At 34.2% G+C, this 19,095-nt stretch carries 12 protein-coding genes; 5 read left to right on the top strand and 7 right to left on the bottom strand.

Features of this window, described 5'->3' with window-relative positions:
- Positions 1 to 30 precede the first annotated feature (30 nt).
- From KO527_RS20465 to KO527_RS20445, 5 genes are read right to left on the bottom strand one after another with little or no spacing between them, the layout of a single operon-like run.
- A complete protein-coding gene (locus tag KO527_RS20465) occupies positions 31 to 1,113 on the bottom strand; it encodes a sulfotransferase domain-containing protein (protein ID WP_216042118.1) in 1,083 nt (360 codons plus the stop codon).
- Entirely contained in the window at positions 1,106 to 2,029 is a 924-nt protein-coding gene (locus KO527_RS20460) for a glycosyltransferase family 2 protein (RefSeq protein ID WP_216042117.1), read from the bottom strand. Before KO527_RS20460 ends, KO527_RS20465 begins: the two co-directional genes overlap by 8 nt.
- A gap of 10 nt (positions 2,030 to 2,039) precedes the next feature.
- On the bottom strand, positions 2,040 to 2,735 hold the full coding sequence (locus KO527_RS20455; RefSeq protein ID WP_216042116.1) for a WbqC family protein: 696 nt from the start codon (positions 2,733 to 2,735) through the stop codon (positions 2,040 to 2,042).
- Positions 2,736 to 2,755: 20 nt separating this feature from the next.
- Positions 2,756 to 4,387, bottom strand: coding sequence for a tail fiber domain-containing protein (locus KO527_RS20450; RefSeq protein WP_216042115.1), 1,632 nt, complete (start codon positions 4,385 to 4,387; stop codon positions 2,756 to 2,758).
- Between the two features lie 9 nt (positions 4,388 to 4,396).
- On the bottom strand, positions 4,397 to 4,906 hold the full coding sequence (locus tag KO527_RS20445) for a hypothetical protein (RefSeq protein ID WP_216042114.1): 510 nt from the start codon (positions 4,904 to 4,906) through the stop codon (positions 4,397 to 4,399).
- A gap of 542 nt (positions 4,907 to 5,448) precedes the next feature.
- Here KO527_RS20445 and KO527_RS20440 point away from each other — a divergent pair.
- Both KO527_RS20440 and KO527_RS20435 read left to right on the top strand, forming a co-directional pair.
- On the top strand, positions 5,449 to 5,859 hold the full coding sequence (locus KO527_RS20440) for a nucleotidyltransferase substrate binding protein (protein ID WP_216042113.1): 411 nt from the start codon (positions 5,449 to 5,451) through the stop codon (positions 5,857 to 5,859).
- Entirely contained in the window at positions 5,852 to 6,160 is a 309-nt protein-coding gene (locus KO527_RS20435) for a nucleotidyltransferase domain-containing protein (protein ID WP_252733928.1), read from the top strand. Before KO527_RS20440 ends, KO527_RS20435 begins: the two co-directional genes overlap by 8 nt.
- 365 nt (positions 6,161 to 6,525) lie before the next feature.
- Here the strand turns inward: KO527_RS20435 and KO527_RS20430 are convergent, their stop codons facing one another.
- On the bottom strand, positions 6,526 to 6,822 hold the full coding sequence (locus KO527_RS20430) for a transposase (protein WP_216042112.1): 297 nt from the start codon (positions 6,820 to 6,822) through the stop codon (positions 6,526 to 6,528).
- 508 nt (positions 6,823 to 7,330) lie between these two features.
- Between KO527_RS20430 and KO527_RS26470 the strand changes: the two genes are divergently transcribed.
- On the top strand, positions 7,331 to 10,426 hold the full coding sequence (locus KO527_RS26470) for a CRTAC1 family protein (protein ID WP_216042111.1): 3,096 nt from the start codon (positions 7,331 to 7,333) through the stop codon (positions 10,424 to 10,426).
- Between the two features lie 502 nt (positions 10,427 to 10,928).
- Positions 10,929 to 13,166: a DUF255 domain-containing protein gene (locus KO527_RS20420; protein WP_216042110.1), complete on the top strand. Its 2,238-nt coding sequence runs from the start codon at positions 10,929 to 10,931 to the stop codon at positions 13,164 to 13,166.
- Positions 13,167 to 13,760: 594 nt separating this feature from the next.
- Here KO527_RS20420 and KO527_RS20415 read toward each other — a convergent pair.
- Complete coding sequence (locus tag KO527_RS20415) at positions 13,761 to 14,705, bottom strand: hypothetical protein (protein WP_216042109.1); 945 nt, start codon at positions 14,703 to 14,705, stop codon at positions 13,761 to 13,763.
- A gap of 144 nt (positions 14,706 to 14,849) precedes the next feature.
- Between KO527_RS20415 and KO527_RS20410 the strand changes: the two genes are divergently transcribed.
- On the top strand, positions 14,850 to 19,095 hold a 4,246-nt coding region (locus KO527_RS20410; protein WP_216042108.1), incomplete at its 3' end, for an Ig-like domain-containing protein.

Raw genomic sequence — 19,095 nt, 5'->3', positions numbered from 1 at the left:
TTCGATTATAAACTAACTAAACCTGTATTTTTAGCTATAATCGAATTTTTTCATACATTTATTAAATATTTCATTTGAAAAAAAAGCTTTTGAAGTAGGTTGTTCAAGTCTTTGAATCTCTAAATTAAGGTTTATTGATCTAAAGTTATAGTCTTGCAGCTTATCGAAGCCCATAATGCCATCTTCATTAAATGACTCTATGGCGTGTAAATTTGGCTTCTGTTTAATCTCATAGCTCAGCAGAGCCATTTCCCAATAACATATAGCCTCTATATATTCAATTTCTTGTTGACTTAGGTGTGTTTTGTATCTGCCAAGAGGCTCTGTTGATAGGCCTTTAAATGGATTGAAGGAAGAGTTTGCTTGTATTTTGAATAAATCTAAGTAAGTTTGTATATTTTTTATATCTACTTCGTTGTCTAATACATTAAGTATTCTAGATAAAGCTTTCACAGGTTCTAAAAGTAGGTCTTCAAACTTTACAACAACAACATTTGGGTTGTTTTCATATACCAGGGCAAAACTGACACTCTTACGCCAATTGTGAAGCTCATAGAGTAGTGGCAACTTTTTTCCTGTATAATTAAGGCCATTACCACTTCGTGCAGAACAGATCATATCTCGGGGATCTCTTAAAATATGAATCACTTTAAAACCTTTTTTTATAAAATAAGGAGTGAATTCTTCACATAGAACTTGCTTAAACCCCTGTGTAATTACTTTATCATTGCTATTTATGTGAGTAATTAGACTGGATATGATTTCTTCAAGAGTTCCTTGAATATTGTATTTATGGATGATATCTAATGAAAAGGGACTGAGTTGACCTCTATTATGATTAGAGAACCATTGTATTAGTTCTTCACTTGTAAAGTGAGTTTGATTCAAATAAGAGGTGAAATCTTCAGGGGTATAAGCTGTTTCATTAACATAGTTATTAAAAAGTAATTGGGGTCCATTATAGTTTATTGTTTGATGAAACTGCTCTTTTACACCATAAAATAACTGCGTAAAAGGTTGGTTTAAAAGGGTTATACCTTTGAATTCAGATAATAACTCTGTAATTAAAGTTGTACCAGTTCTTAAGTTTCCGACTATAAAAAAATTATTCATTTTCTATGATGTCCCTAATAATGAAGCAAGGTGTTCTCTCAGTACTTTTTACTATTCTTAATAAATATTCACCGATAATACCTAAACCAAATAGATTAAGCCCACCAAGAAAACTTATGACAACAATAGTTGAGGTCCAACCAGCTATAATACTGCTATTAAAAAAATGTTGGTAAATAACATATAAAGCAAAAAATATACTTACTAAGGAGGCGGTTAAACCTATCCTTGCTAGAGCAACCAACATGAAAACTGAATTATTTATGAGTAGGTTTGAAAATAGCTTGAATAATTTAAAAAAGTTATAATTGCTTTGGCCAACTTCTCTAACATGATGTTGTAGTTCAATATTTGAAATATCCCTAGTTATGAAAAGCATTTGTGCAGGAATAAAAGGGTAGCTTGTTTGTATTCTATCCATATTATTTACTGTAAAACGATTAAATAATCTAAAGGAAGTAAGCTCTAATTTTAGTGGTTTATTTATAATAATAAAATCAAAATAGCTTTTTATTTTGCTAAAAAACCTACGCTTGAGTGATTGCTTAACATTAGGGAATTTCGCAATAGTTATGTCATGTAAGGGAGCTTGCAGTAGTTTAGGGATATCCTCTGGTGCGTGCTGTAGATCATCATCCATAGTAATGACATACTCTCCCTTTGACTGCTGTAAACCACATAAAGTAGCAGCATGTTGGCCAAAGTTTCTACTTAATATAATAATTTTGGCTGAGTATGTTTGTTGAATATATTCTAATGCGCTATCTGTTTTTTTATTTTGAGAACCATCGTCAACAAATATCATTTCATAAGGCTGATTAATTTTTTTTAAAGTTAAATCTACCCTTGAAGCCAACTCTATGATGGTGTTAGATGATCTATATACAGGTATAACTATTGATAGTAATGATTTCATTGAGATAAAGCTATTTAGTAAAAAGACAACTTCCCGTATTAAACAAAGTATCAAAAATACTTAAGTTTGGAATAAAGGCGCTTGTCTTAAGTTGATTGTAGTGTTGATAATTTGGGTAATCGAACCAATCAACTGTGATTTTATTTGAATTGAACTTAAATGTATCAAGATAGTTTTTTGCACTTGGTCCTGTTAAATAATTGGTTGCTTCAAATTCATGGCAGGTATTAATTAACCGCTCGTTAGGATTATCAGTTTTAATTGGTGTGTAATTCCAAACTATTTTTGTGTTAATCTCAAGTATAGAGCATATATAAGTTATAAATAGCTTATTAATTTCTGATAAGTAAACTAGTTCATTTGCTTGAATATATAACTTCTCAATATCCTTTTCGAACAAATGAAAAAACGGTGCTTTTTGGTAAAACTGCCTTATAGACTTATAATGTTTCTGGGCCCAATTACTGGAAGGTACTTGAGTTTCATTTATTAACTGGTGTTTGTTTGAAAAGTTGACAGGAATTGTCAACCAATTTTTTTTTCCATTCATCAGTATTTGATTTCGATTGCGCCAGTCACTTTTAGTGTACTGAACGCAATCATAAATAATAAAAGTGTCAACACTGCGTATAATGTCAAAATATCCCATCCATGGAATATAATTAGACTGTAATATCGCAATTTTATGTTTTGATTTAGTTGACATTCATTGTCCTAAAATACCAATTATTGATTTGCAAGCAACTTATTTAATTTTTTCTCGATATTACTTAGTTTAACAGTTAACTCTTCAATTTCCGAGTCTTTTTCTGTAAGGGAGTTATTCAGTGCTTGGATTGCGGCAAGGGCAACCCCTGCAGTATCTAAAGATGCAATATGTTTTTCATCCTTACCTAAATTGAATAAACTGTAAAACTCTTCAGCAATCGGTCCTATATGCTTAACCTTATCTTCATCATTGATATAATTCCATTTTGCTAGGGTTAACTTGCTTAATGTATTAAGAATTTTTTGAGGGTTAACTGCTGTTATATTTTCTTTTACAGTTCGACTAGATGATGAAACAAAAGTACCATTACTTGTAAGGGTCGTAGAGTTTGCTTTTAAAATTTCCACTTCATTAATATCTTTAATACTCAAAGTTCCATCGCCATGTATCTTCAGGTTATAATCATTATCAGTGTTACCGTCTGCATCGACAAAGTCAGATCGACGAATTAAAAAAGAATTACCACTTATTGAGCTTCCAGCACTCCAGTTTACATTTGTATCCCGATTAAGAAACGACATATTTGTACCACCATTATTACTAAGGGTTAACAAAGTAGAAAAATCTGCAGTGCCAGACGAAGTGTCAGTAATCACTACTGACGGTGCATCATCTTGAATATCCAATAATGAGCTTGGTGCATCAGTACCAATACCCACCAGCCCGGTTGAGCTCACAATAAAGTCTGTCGAATTAGCTGTACCATCAGTGTTGATTAATAAACTTGTTTTATTTAATTCTTTATTAATATGCAATTTTGAGTCTGGTGTGCTTGTGTTTATACCAACATCACCATCGCTTTGAACTAAAAACTTAGAGTTACCTGCACTTTGAACATCAAATAAGCCATTTACCGCTCGCCCATTATCAATGTTAATCCCAACATTACTTATTGAGTCAATTAAAAATGCATGGTTATTGGCATTACTATAATGAGCTACATCAAATTGGCCATCGGGTGATGCTGTTTCTAAACCTACATCACCATCAGCAGCAATATATAGTGCGTTATTACTTGCGCCAGGTGTTATTTTTAATGGAATCTTTGAGCTATTTGTTACATCTCTAATAAAGAAGTTAGTTTCGTTTCCTGCAACATCCCATGTTTGTGAAGCAAAGCCAGAGCTACCATCTTGCTCTAAGCGTAAAGCTGGAGAGTTACCATATTTTAAGTGTAAATTAACAACAGGTGTTGAAGTGTTAAAACCTATAAAGCCATTTTCTCGGACATATAAACTATTATTCGGTGCGGTTTGTATTATTGTGAATGGGGTTGTACCTGAGTCAATATCATCAATGCTAAATTTGTTAATCCCACCATTACCACTCTCATTTGCTGTTAATTGCCAATCAGCTGTAGGGAAAGAGCTGCTTGAGCTAGTATCTACAAAACGAATTCTAAGATTATTTTCTTTTAGCCTTATGGTATCAAAGCCAAAAGATTCTCCGTTTGCGCAATCAACTCCTATACAAGAACTTCCTATTACAATGTGGTCATCTTGAATCACTTGATCTGCAATGTTGTTGAAACTTGCTAAAATTGCCAGAGAAACTGCACTCATTTGTGCTATTTTATTTAATGCTTTCATGAGTGCACCTTATTTAAATGGGTTGACTGGTTTTACAGGTTTTACAGGTTTAATTGGTAATGTAATCTTACGAGGTTCTTTTTTGTCTTCAAACACTTGAAATTCACCACTTTGTGCAACAAATTGGCCATTTACTGTATTTTTAATGCTGATAAATCCGCGAGCATCTTCGCTACGGCCATTATTCATGGTGTCTTTTATTTCAACAACATGTCTTACAGCATTAATCTCGTAGCTATAGCTGCCATCGTAAGGTAGTTCTGGCATATCATATAAACTAATTGTGGGTACTTCAGATTCAAATTGATGGCTAAAACCACCATCACCCGTTACGGTGATTAGATATTTGTCGTAATGCTCCATAGGAGTAACATCTATGTGGCTTCGTGATTTTACGGGAAATAACTTTTCCATTTTCACTTGCTTTAACGCATATAAATTTTCTTCTGCGATGCTTGGCATTGCAATACTTGCAACAACTCCTGCTGTAACTAGTGAAATAATGACGGTACGACGCATAATCTTAGTTCCTCATCCGAGTTATAATTATTTTTGGGCAGATTTTTACAGTCTGTCTTTTATAATTTGTCGAGTATATAAATACAATTGTAACAAAAATTAACATTTTTGGTAGTTGAAATGGTTGTTTTATTGGTCTGAGGAGTTTTGGGTTGAGATGAATTGTTGGTGGTGTTTGGCTCGAGTGGTTTATGACTAGTACTAGCTGCATTGTTTTTATGGCAAGCGCGAATAAATTCGAGCCTACAAGTTTAGCACTTAACCCTAACCTGTAGGCGCTGATTTATCTGCGCTTTGGGTTTTATGGTGTATGGGTTGTTAATTGGAGGCTTGGTGATGAGATTCTCTATAAAACACTTATGGAATGACGATGATTTAAATTTGTATTGCTCTTCAAAAAGCGCGAATAAATTTGAGCCTACAAGTTCAATACTTAAGCCTAACCCGTAGGTGCTGATTTATCAGTGCTTTTTCATACAATAAGTTTATTTATGTTATTATTAGATGTATTGCATTTTCTCTGTTCTAACACGTAGGTATTTATGACGTATTATGAGTTACGTTGGCAGCAACGCTTTCAAAACTTTAGTCGCTCTTTTTTATTACTAGAGCAAAGTGCTGTACTTGATAGTCCAAGTGTAATTGAGCGTGCTGGAATGGTTCAGTTTTTTGAAGTTACATTTGAGTTATCTTGGAAAGTTTTAAAAGACTTTTTAGAAGAGGAGGGTTTTACTGTAAAAAGCCCTAGGGATGCTATTAAAACTGCTTTTCAGTATGGGTATATTGAAGATGCCGGTGTTTGGTTAGAAGCGCTTAAAGATCGCAATTTAAGTACTCACACCTATGATGAAGCCACAGCACAAAAGATAGAAAGTAATATTAAGCAGCGCTACTACCCGTTATTAAAAGTCTTTTATGTTGAATTCACAAATAAGTTGCTAGTGAATGAATAATAAAATGGGCCTATCAAAAGCTGAAGTTGATGAAATACGAATGTTTGTTATGCAATTTTCTGATGTTGAAAGCGTAGTGTTGTTTGGCTCTAGAGCAAAAGGTACACATAAGCCCGGATCTGATGTTGATCTGGCTATATTAGGTGATGCGGTAAGCTATTCAACTATCAATGAATTGTCTTACTTACTTAATGAAGAATCAGTGCTACCATATTATTTTGATGTTATTAATGTTGCTGATATTAGCTCTTCAGCATTGCTGTCCCATATAAAAGAGTATGGGGTGGAGTTTAACTTGTAAGCACAGATTTATCTGTGCTTTGGGTTTTATGGTGTGATCTGGGTTGTTAATTGGAAGCTTGGTGAGAGATTCCCTATAAAACACCTAGGAAATGACGATGATTTAAATTTGTATTGCTCTTCAAAAAACGCGAATAAATTCGAGCCTACGGGGTTAACATCTAAGCCTAACCCAAAGCACTGATTTATCTGTGCTTTGGGTTAAGTATTTAATTTATAAATAAATACAATTCCAATATGGGTAATTGCCTATGTTATTTACCAACCCTACTCGTAGTGGGTTTGCAACTATGTATCTTGCTTGTTTTATTAAATCATTTTCATTTCTAATATTGTGGTCATAATATCCTTTTTGCCATACATTTTTTATATTGAGGTTTTGTTAAGTAAATATGCTGTACTGCCTTTAAATTGTTTAACTATTTGAGGTAAGGAAAAATGATTTAATAGCTGAAATTGGCAATGAAGGTGGTCAGGCATTAAAGCATAGCAGATTATTTTTATAGCTTCTTTTTGTTCCAAATTATATAAAGCTTGAATGGCTATTTGTGCTGCTAAATGGTTTTTTAATATATTTTTTCGTTCAAATGTGACCGCTGTAATTACATAGTAATGAAATGGTATTGAAACACGGCCTTTACGTACTAAATGAGATTGATTCATATACCCGTCCTTGGTATTTTTGAGTGTTAATTATAGTTGATATTTTAAAATAGGGACGGATTGTTTAACAAGTGCGACCTATTGACAATTGCTCCATGCATTTTTTAAAACATGCGCGAATAAATTCTAGCCTACAAGTTCAAGACTTAAGCTTAACCCGCAGGCACTGATTTATCTTCGCTTTGGTTTTATGCTGTAATTTGGCTTGTTAATTGGAAGCTTGGTGATGAGAACCCTATAAAACACCTAGGAAATGACGTCGATTTAAATTTGTATTGCTCTTCAAAAGCGGGATTTATAGACAATAGCTCCCTGCATTGTTTTTAAGGCAAGCGCGAATAAATTCGACCCTACAAAAGCACGGTTAAAACCGAGCCTACTGGTGTAATCAAATTAGGGCATACAGATGTGATTTAAACTCTGTATAACAATTTTATAAAATATGAATTTGGAAATACTTTGTATTTGAGAGACAATGTATTTGATTTGATTTTTTTAGGGTGTTGTTGTGCTAAGTTTTAAAAGTATTTGTTTTGTTAGCTTATTGAGTTCATTTATTAGTTTTAATGTTGTTGCTACTGATAATTCCCTTAATGATATTTTAAATGCGATTAATAAGCTTGAGTCTAAATCTGAACCGAAATGTTATGCCACTGCTTCGCGTCTTGAAGATTTTATGTTTGGAACACCGCTTGCCGATGATGCGCGTTTTGCTAAAAATATTTTGCAAAAGCAGCTTATTAAAAATATTTGGATTAAAGCGTCGGAATTAGCGAAAGCGGATAATGAAGATATCATTTTAAAATCTCATATTTCTCAAGTCGTAAAACAATTCTTAAATATTGCCAAAGATGAGAATCAGCATTGGCAGTTGTCATTTAAAAATGACTTACTGCTGACTATTCATAAAGAAGATAAACGCCAATATGCCAGTATCGCTTATTCATTACGTGCTGTTTTAGCGGTACAGCAAGAGGCTTTATTAGATTTTGAATTAGATTTACTACCGCTAACCGAAAATGCGATTGCTGTTGTTAAAGGATATTTAGACTTTTATACTTTGGCTGTTTTAAAGGTGACTGATAATAAAGCGAAAGTACAAAATGAAAAGCTTGTTACTGTAAAAAATATGAATACAGTTTGGCAGTCATTAGCGAGTTTTAATTTAAGTTCACCACAACAAAATTCAATCAATAAACCGCAATACCAAATTATAAATCCTGTTTTGCTTAAAAAAATGGCAGATAAAAAGCTTAACGCTTATGCGGCTTATAACAAGATTAACAATCAGTTGTTTTTGCGTAATTTACAGGTTTATTTTGCCAGAGTAAGTTGGCCTAAAAATGAAGGTGAATCATCTAAAATTATTTCGGATTTTGGTGTATTGCTTACTGAGTTTGCAGCGAGTTTATATTCAGGCGCACAAAAAAATGCGATGTCACACAATCAACTTAGTATTTCAGAAAAGTCAGTGCATGAATTTGCTAAAACATTTATACCTCATGAAGTGAATGAATATGAAGATGTATTGTTTTTTCCTAATTTAAATAAGCAACAGCAAGTTTATTTAGAATCTTATGATATGGATGCTTTTAGAGATTCTGGCGTTCATTGGCAATATTTAATGCAAGCTGTATTGGCTAAAAACTTTAAAACTTATATTGAGCCAGACCCATTCTCAGCTGAACTTATGGTTGAAAATATAGCGCAATACGGTGTGTTACTACTGAGAGTGGCAGGTGAGCAAGCTAAGCTTAGAGGTCAAGAATATTTAAAACCAGTGCATTTAAAACTAGCCAGTGAGTTATTAGCTAAAAAAGTGGCTTTGCATAAAGAGGCTAAAATAAAAAATGTTGAGTCAATTCAAATAGCATCTTCAAGTGCCAAGCAAAATATAAAATCAAATTTTAGTGATGTTACAGCGAGTGCCGGCATTGAGTTTGAGCATAAATCTTCAGATTGGTTAAATCGTCAATTGCGCTCTTTTATTAAAAAAGATGATTCGACAGGCATTATTACTATTCCACCTGCATTTGGTGGTTCTGGCGTGGCTACTGAAGATATTAATAATGATGGTTTTATTGATGTGTTGATATTAGGTGGTAGAGGTAATAAGTTATTTATTAATGATGGCAAAGGTGTTTTTGAAGATAAAACGCAAGCGTTTGGCCTTAATTGGTTAAGAGCGCAAGATTCACATCCAGGCGAAGTTCGCCAACCTTTAATTACCGATATTAATAATGATGGCTGGCAAGATATTATTATCACTTATGTAAATGATACTCACAGGGTTTATAAAAATATCAAAGGTGAAAGCTTTGAAGATGTCACACAAATTGCAAACTTGGGTGGTGAAAACTTAGTTGGTGGTCCTGCAACTTTGTTTGATTTTGATAACGATGGTGATTTAGATTTATATATCACTTATTTTGGTAATTTTATAAAGGGTGATTTACCTACTTTAAAACGCCGTAATAGTAATGGTTCTCCAAATCAATTATTTGAAAATATTGGTGGGTTTAAGTTTAAAAATGTAACTAAAAGCTCTGGTTTAGGGCACTCTGGTTGGGCGCAAGCTGTTGCACATACAGATTTAAATAATGATGGTTGGCAAGATGTAATTGTTGGTAATGACTTTGGTGTTAATGCTTATTATATCAATCAAAAGAATGGCACGTTTTTAGAGGTGTCAGAGCAATTAGGCACAGATAAGCCTTCTTATACTATGGGTATTGGCATTAGTGATTTAAATGCTGATTTAATGCCTGATGTGTATATTTCAAATATTGTTACTATGAATAAAGACGAAACCTATGTACTGCCGAATGAAGATACCAAGTTAAAGTTTAATGCCGATAAATTAGCTCATATGAAAGTGATTGAAGCGAATGATTTGTTTATATCTCAACATCAAAATGGCAAGTTAACCTATCAATTAAGTGACAATGTGGGTCGTGGTTATTCATCTACAGGTTGGTCTTGGGATGCAGATTTTTTTGATTATGATTTAGATGGAGACGACGATTTATATGTTTTAAATGGCATGAATGAATTTAATTTATATAGTAGTAAAAACCCATATTACCGAGATCCACTTACAGGTGAAGCAAAAACTTCTTTAATGCCAGTCAGTGCCCAAGAAGAAAATATATTCTTTGAAAATAGTAATGGTAAATTGAATAATGTAAGTAAAAAATCAGGCTTAAACCTATTGAGCAATTCTCGTAGTGCGAGCTATTTTGATAGAGATAACGATGGTGATTTAGATATTATAATTAATAACTATCACGAACCAGCTGTATTGTTTGATAATAATTTAAAGGATGAAGGTCGTAATTGGTTAAAGGTTAAATTAGTGGGTAACCTCTCATTTAAAGTAACAAAAGACGCCATAGGCGCCAAAGTGATAGCTACCTTGCCTAATGGTAATACTATATGGCGTGAAATACGTAGCACTGATGGTTATATGTCGGTTCACCCCAAAGAGCAGCATTTTGGTTTAGCGGATTTTGAATTGGTTGATTTAAAAATAATTTGGCCAAATGGCGATGTTAAGCAGTTAAAGCAAGTTAAAGCGAATCAAAGATTAGTTGTTGAAATGTAGGATGTGTAATTAAAGGATTGTGTAAAATCATTTAAAACCGTTAGCCTAAAGGCCAACCTATAAAATCGAATATAAGATTTAACTTGTAGGAGATGTTTTGCTTACAGGGATGTAAGTAGTAGAACAATGCAGGGAGCTATTGTCGATAAGTCGCGCTAGGTATATATTTTAAAAGTAATTTTGTAGGAGAGGCTTTAGCCTTTCGATAGAAAGCACACATAGAAAACCAAAGCGCAGATAAATCAGCGCCTTCAGGTTGGATTTATTACACTAACCTTAATCGACGTCATTCCCTAAGTGTTTTATAGGGAATCTATATTTTTGATTTAGAACTTAAAAAAGATCTCCGATAAAACACTTTGGAGATGACGAATGATAGCATTGTTAGCAATTTGTAGGCTCGAATTTGCTTACACGGATATAAGTAGTAGAACAATGCAGGGAGCAATTGTCGATAAGTCGTGCTTGTAATTAAATAGTTTTTTATTAATGGATTTATATTTTGCGTTATTTATGTTTTTTTATTCTTTTTTTATTTACTTCAATTAGCACCGTTGCCTCTTTGGTATTACCTCCTATTGCTACGGATATTAAAAAATCTGAATTTATAAAGTGGCAGCATGAATTTATATCTCAAGAAAAGGTGATTAATTCTTTGCTTGAAAATGCGAATTTACCTTTAGGTGAATCTCATTATTTAAACCGTTTAATTTTTGAAGCGTCGCCTTATTTATTACGCCATTCTGTAAACCCTATTAATTGGCAGCCTTGGCGTGATGAGGCTTTTACTGAAGCGAAAAACAATAAACAGTTAATCTTTTTATCTATCGGATATTCAACTTGCCATTGGTGTCACGTGATGGAAAAAGAAAGCTTTATTGATTCAGATATTGCAGCGATTTTAAATTCATCATTTATATCGATTAAAGTTGATAGAGAGCTTAACCCTGAAATAGATCAATACTTTACTAATGCATTAGAGTTAATAAAAGGCAGTGCTGGCTGGCCTATCACTGCTGTATTAACACCTAAAGGTGATCCAATTTGGCTTGAGTCGTATGTAGGTAAAAATAAATTAAATAAAACACTTAAAAGATTAAATACCATTTGGACTAAAAGGCCCCAATCACTTGAGCAAGTAGCTAAAAATATCACTTCACAGTTAAATGCTAATAATACCACTGAAGAAAAGCAATGGGATAAAAAAACACCTATTTTAAAACTCAATGAACTCATTAACAGTATAGATAATATTAATGGTGGTTTAATTGGCGGTCCTAAATTTCCAAGTGCTTCGTTAATTGAACTGATGCTTTATCAATACCAAAGCTCACCTAATCAAGCCTTAAAAGCTAAAATTGAATTATTACTAAATAGCTTGATGAATAAAGGTATTAGAGATCATATAAATGGAGGCTTTTATCGATATGCTACCGATGGCATTTGGATGAAACCACATTTTGAAAAAATGCTTTATAACCAAGCTTTATTGATTTCAACTTTTAGTAAAGCGTATTTGGTTTTTAATGATGAAAGATATAAAGCGGTGGTGGTTGATACTATTAATTTCGTTAATAACTTTTTAAAAAGTCATGCTGGTGGCTATTACAGTGCCATTGACGCTGATTATACAGGTTTAGAGGGGCGTTATTATTTATATTCAGATCAAGAACTGTCTAGCATCGCTCAAGGGCAGCTAAATTTATTTGAGTGGTATGTCTTTAATGATGCTGGGTTGAAGTTTCCTTATGTTAAGAGTCAATCGAATAAAACTATTGAGGTAAAAAAATCGCTTTTAGCTTTAAAGTCAAAACTCAGTTTTCCTCATATAGATAAAAAGGTTTTAACTTCATGGAATGCACTGATGGTAAGTGCGTATCTAGATGCTTATAAGAGCTTTGGTAAAGCTGAACACTTAAAATCAGCCATTGGCTTATCAAAGTATTTATTAACGCAGCATTACGGCTCAGGCGCATTATCTAGAGCGCGATTTATGGGAAAACTAGCAGGAAAAGCCATGTTAGATGATTATGCTTATTTGTCTTCTGCAATGCTCAAATTATATTTAGTGACTAATGATGTGCAATGGTTAAATGTCGCAAAAAACCTTTATCGTAGTGGTAGTGATTTATTTGCTAAAGATCACACTGGAAATAGTGTTCAACTAAATAACCAAATAGATGATGGCGAGCTTGTATCTGCCCATGCAGTATTAACTGATGTTGGTATTAAATTGAATGGTTTAGGCGTGAAAGTTAATTATAAAAAACAGGTGTCTCAGCTTAAACAAGGTTTTATAAATAGCTCTAAAAATCACTTTTTTAGTAATGAAATACTATTAAATGAGTTGAATGGTAATTTTGATTCGATGCAATTTTTCGCAAGAGGTAAGGGCAAGGTTACTTTTAAATTAGTCGGTAAAAAAGCACATTTTAAATTTGAAATGAAACCTGGTTGGCATGTTAATTCAAATATGCCAAATCAAAAGTTTTTGATAGCCACCAAAGTTAATGCTTCAACAGGCTTAATTAAAAGTATTGATTATCCCAAAGGGTTAAGTAAAAAATTAGGGTTTAGCCAGTCGGTTTTAAGTTTATTTGAAGATCAGTTTGCGATTGAAGTTGATTTAGAAGATGTGAACCCGTTAGGTGAATCGATAGAAGTTAGTTTGCAGGCCTGTAGTGATAAAGTATGTTTATTGCCTGAAAAGTTAAAGTTTTTTATTTCAGGGCGGCTGTGAAATTTAATTATTAATCGACGTCATTCCTTAAGTGTTTTATAGGGAATCTATATTTTTGATTTAGAACTTAAAAAAGATCTCCGATACAACACTTCGGAGATGACGAATGAGAGGGTTGTTAGTAATTTATAGGCTTGAATTTATTCGGGCTAGGGTTGGATATTATTTTGTAGGAGAGGCTTTACTTTCAATGTAAAAAAGTACAACTGAAGTCGAACCTACAATGTATTTCATGCAGGATTGGCACAGAATAAAAAACCAAAGCGCAGATAAATCAGCGCCTATGGGTCGGGTTTATTACACGAATCTTAATCGACGTCATTCCCTAAGTGTTTTATAGGGAATCTATGTTTTTGATTTAGATCTTAAAAAAGGTCTTAGATACAACACCTCGAAGATGACGAATGAGATGGTTGTTAGCAATTTGCAGGTTCGAATTTATTCGCGCTTGTATTAATACAAATACAGACGAAATTGTCGATAAGACTTTCAATGCTAAAAAATACGACTGAAGTCGAACCTACAATGTGTTTTATGTAGGGTTGGCACATAATTAAAATACCAAAGCGCTGATAAACCAGCGCCTACAGCATGTTATTTAAATTTAAAATGTTTTAATAGTTCATCAATTTTATTTTTAAACTGGGTTTTATTTTCTTTAGGAGTTTGGCCTTGCAGTAATAAAAACTTTTCTTTTTGGTATGAGGTTACTTGGTATACAAAGCTTGGTTTTTCGTTCAAATCTACATAGGCGGTGGTTAATAATGCAGAGATCTCATTAATTTTAATCATTTCGTTTTTCAAAATTTCTACATTTTTATAATGCTTGCCTTTCTTTAAAAAGTGATCTGATAACTGTTTTATATTTTCAATTGGTTGCTTGGTTACACCGTGACTTACTACGATTGACTCTTGGCTGTCTGTTTTCTCTAACGGTAAAAGCACAATAGAGTTTGCATAGCGTTGTTTTACTTTGTATTCAGGCGTATTAGTAAACATAAAAGGTAAACCAGTATATAAACGGTTAGTTTGCTCAGTTGCTACAGATAAAGATAATAAGCTATTTTTAATCGCTTGTTTAAGTTGCGAATTAGCTCCTTCTGGGTAGCTGGCTTCTACTTGTATACTTGATAAATTATCTCCTGCAATTAACCATAATTTTTCAAAGTAGGTGCCAGCAATATTTTGTCTTAAAGTCATTAATGTGCAAAGTGCACCACTTACATTTATTTGTTCACTATTGGTTAGCTGTAATTTATTTTTTAATAAGTTTTCTTTGGTTAAGCTAGGTAAATAGTTAGCTAGAGGGGATTCTACTTCTGATATTTTGATCCGAGAAAAACTCTCGGCTTGTGCAAAGCCATAATGTTCTTGTGTGATGTTAAAGCCTATCGGCGCAATCAAAGCTACCTCTATACCGTCACTAATACGAAATATTTGTGGTGAATTAATTTCTTTTAGCTCATCGGATGTGCTTGAGCAGGCACTTAATAAAATTAATGAACTGGCTAGAGCCAGTGTGTTTAGGCGTTTTATCATTTTAATTAATCAAATAATTTATGGTTGAACAAATGGTAACAAAAATTCATGGTTGTTAATAGATTGTATTAGTAGGTGCCCATGTACTAAAATGTAAACAGTCAAGTTGCCGCACGTGTTTAATAATTATAAGAAGTAATGGATATGAAATTCTTTAATGTTTTGCCAATATTTAAACTATTGATGTTATCAGTATTTTTTGGTTTTTGTAGTAATGTTTTTGCTGCTACATTTTCAGCCGTTTTTACACCAGATACAATAGGTTCAGGAAACCGTTCTATTTTAGTTCATACTATTACCAATAGCACAGGTACACCAATAACCGATATGGCATTTACGGGAACTTTACCTGTCAATACTAGTTTAGCTACTCCAGTTATTGCTTCTTCAACCTGTACGGACGGTACTTTAACAGCAGTTGATGGTGGTAGTGCCATAACAATATCTGATATGAAATTAGCTGGTAACTCTAGTTGTACTATCACAGTAACAATTGTTTCTTCAACAGTAGGAACACACACATATACAACGGGTGATTTAACTTCAAGTGAAGGTAATTCAGGTACAGCTACTGATGATTTAACTGTTGATGCAAGTAAGTTAGGTGCGAGTCTTAGCGTTGATAAAGTATCTGCAACGGTAGGGGAAAATATAAGGTTAACACTCGCATTTGATAACACTTTAAATGTTTCTAGAGTAGGTAATGTAGATGCCAATTTTTCTTTGCCAAATGGTTTGGAAGTATCTGATTTTGCAAATGTAGAGTCTGATTGTGGTTCTGCAAACACGACTACCGACATTACATCTACTGAAGGGAGTACTTCTGTAAAATTTGATCTGAGCGGGAATAATTTCTCGGATGCTTTTGCAATTTTAAGCGCAGGAGCGAGTTGTAGTGCTTCATTGAACCTTAAAGTGGTTTCAGCTGGTGTTAAAAATATTATAACTGGGGATGTACTAAGTGATTTTACAAGCGTAGGTAGTACTAGTACAACTTTGACGGCTTCTTTACCATTTTTAAATATGTGGGTTGAAGATGCTGTGACAGCTGGTTCTACAGGTAAATTAAATTTTACTATTAATAATTTTGATCGTACTTTTTCTGCAACTGATATGTCATTTTCTTTAGACTTAGATTCTGTGTTATCGGGACTAATATGGAATAACTCTACTTTAGTCAATCAGTGTGGTTCAGGTTTGCTGTCAGGGAGTGGTACAGGTAGTTTGTCTTTTTCAGGAGGCAATTTAGAAGTAGGGTCTTCATGTACTTTTAGCCTAGATTTAATTGTTCCTGCATCAGCTACTCCTGGGTCTAAAACTTTAATAGCATCTCCAATTTCTGTTACACAAAATGGTACAAATGCTAATAAAAACACTGCATCATCTGACTTAATTATTACCGGCGCACCTTCTATAGCTTTAACTTTTTTAAATAATCCTATTGCAGCAGGAGATACAACTTCGTTACAAGTTGTAATAACAGATACTGCTGCTTCAGCGGTAACAGATACAACTTTTACATTACCCCTTAATCCAGTATTGCCATTTCCAACATCAGTTGCATTACCTCCTTCACCAAACCCACCGTGCGGCGTTGGTTCATCTTTAGCGTTAAATACATTGGATACTGATGTTCAGGGAATTGTATTAACAGGTGGTAGTTTAGCTGCAAATGGTTCTTGTACTTTTACTGTTGACATACCAACACCACAAGAATTGCCTAGCGGTGATTACACTTTAAGCTTAAGTGAGGCATCATCTACGGTTTCGGCTGCGACAGTACAATCTCCAATAACTTCAGCAAGTTTTAATGTAGTGAGCGGACCAAGATTATTGCTTGAAATGCCTGTAGGGGTGAAACCAGCAGAAGTTGGAAACGCAACGTTTACATTAACACACAGTGATTATAGTGGTATAGCTGATGCTACAAATATTAGCTTTACTTTAGATTTAGATAATACGCTTTCTGGATTAACCGCAACAAATTTACCATTAAATGATGTTTGTGGTTCAGGCTCTACTTTAGCAGGAAGTGCTGGGGACAGTTTTATAACTTTATCTGGTGGTACATTAAGTGAAGGGCAATCATGTAGTTTTACTACGGCATTACTTATTCCTGATCCTGCTGCAATAGGTAGTCATACGGGAACAACTTCCTCGATTACCGCAACTGTTGGTGGATTGTCAGTGACAACTGCTGCTATATCTGATGATTTAATTGTATCTGGCTTGGAGGCAAGTTTAGAGTTACTATCTTCTGGTATTCCTGGAGGGACAGTAATAGCTAGGTATACTTTTAATAACACTTCTCCAATTGATGTTACTGGGCTGTGGTTTACACATAGCTTAACGTCAAGCGTGACAGGTATGTCATATGGAGGTGGTGACTTGTCTAATTTGTGTGGAACAGGTTCGAATCTAACAGGTACAACTTCGTTGGTATTTACAGGTGGGAATTTAGTTTCAGGAGATTCTTGTACTTTTGATTTAGAGGTTTTAATTCCTGGAAGTGCTACTTATGGTGATTATGGCACAAGCACAAGTAATTTATCTTATACAGCTGGTGCCGCAATTATAGATGAACCACTCGTAAGTACTCTAAAGTTAGAAACTCCCTTACAAGTTACTAAAACTTTTGTTGATAATTTTGTTGCTGGTGGCACTAGTTCAGATGTAACTTATGAACTTACAAATATTGGTTCTGATGCATTAACTTCCATTGCTTTTACCGATGATTTTGATAGTGCTCTATCTGGTTCAATGGCTAGCATATCAACTAGCAGTCAATGTGGAGGCACATTATCTGGAAATGGTTTTTCTACTTTAACTTATTCAGCTGGAGCATTAGCAATTGGTGAAACATGTACTATTACAAGCAGTGTGCTTTTTGGTAGCGTAACGAGCCAGCAAATAATTCAAAGCACATCTTCATCTATTACAGGTCTAAGTAACGGCTTGGCTATTAGCGCAGACGCGGGTACCGATTCTATTATCGTAATAAATTCGGTAGATGAAATTGTAATATCAATAGGCTCTCCAACAGTTACAGATGCAAATACAGGGCCTGTAAGTTATGTTGTGACGTATACAAATGCCGATTCAGTTAATTTAATAGATAGTAAGGTTAATCTTATAACTACTGGTACGGCAGCAGCATCGATTAGCGTTACTTCTGGCTCGACTACTACACCAACTGTTACTTTATCAAACATTACTGGTGATGGTACTTTAGCCATTTCAATAGATGCGGGCACGGCGCTAAATAATGCGGGTAGCTCTATAGAATCAGAGCAAAGTACATCATTTAATGTTGATAATACACAGCCTCAAGTTGCTATATCAGCCACAGAAAATGGTAACACTCAAAATACGGGCTTTACTATGGTGGTTAACTTCACTGCTGAAACAGAGTCTATGAGTTTAACTCAAAGTGACTTTTCTGCTATTAATGCCAGCTTATCTAGTTTTTCAGTTACTAATGGTAATAGCGTTAATGTTACGGTAACTCCATTAGCCGATGGTCCTGTTACTGTTACTTTAGCTGAAAATACAATAGCGGATGTAGCTGGTAATGGGAATGCAGAGCAATCTGTTGGTATTACTTTTGATAATACCAAACCTCCGCTGTCTATGACGTCCGTATCAAATACAAATGCAGCTTTCACAGTAAGTTTTGACTTTAATGAAGCTGTTACAGGCTTTGATTTAACAGATATATCTGTCATTAATGGTAGTGCAAACACATTTGATGATAGCGCAGCGCCCATTTATACTGCGTTGATTACGCCTAGTGCAGAAGGTGATGTTACCGTAAGTGTCGCGAGTGATATTGCTGTTGATACTGCTGCTAATGGTAATACTAATGATTCAATAATTGTTAACTATGATACAACTGAACCCGATGTAACCATATCTGGCCCTCCAGGTATTGAGAACTCAGCTTTTACAGTAACCATTACGTTTACTGAAGATGTAACAGGTTTTGATGTATCAGATATCGTAGCCACAAATGCATCTTTAAGTGATTTTAGCGCCACAAGCGCGAAAGTTTATACTGTATTAGTAACACCTAGCTCAAGTGGTACAGTTGCTTTAAATATTGCAGCAGATGTTGCAGTTGATAGCGCATCAAATGGTAATGCGGTTGCAGCGCAATATTCAGTTGAGTTTGATGGTGAAAGTCCAAGTGTTGAAATTTCAGGTGACTCAGGTCCAGTTAATTCCGCATTTACAGCAACAATTACGTTTACTGAAGATGTAACAGGTTTTGAACTATCAGATATTTCAGCAACAAATGCAGTTTTAAGTGACTTTAATACCACAAGTGCACAAGTTTATACTGCATTAGTTACACCTAGCTCAAATGGGTCTGTGTTGTTAGATATTGCAG

Source organism: Pseudoalteromonas sp. C2R02, from assembly GCF_018860845.1.
Taxonomy (GTDB): domain Bacteria; phylum Pseudomonadota; class Gammaproteobacteria; order Enterobacterales; family Alteromonadaceae; genus Pseudoalteromonas.
This window is presented reverse-complemented; position numbering and strand designations above follow the sequence as displayed.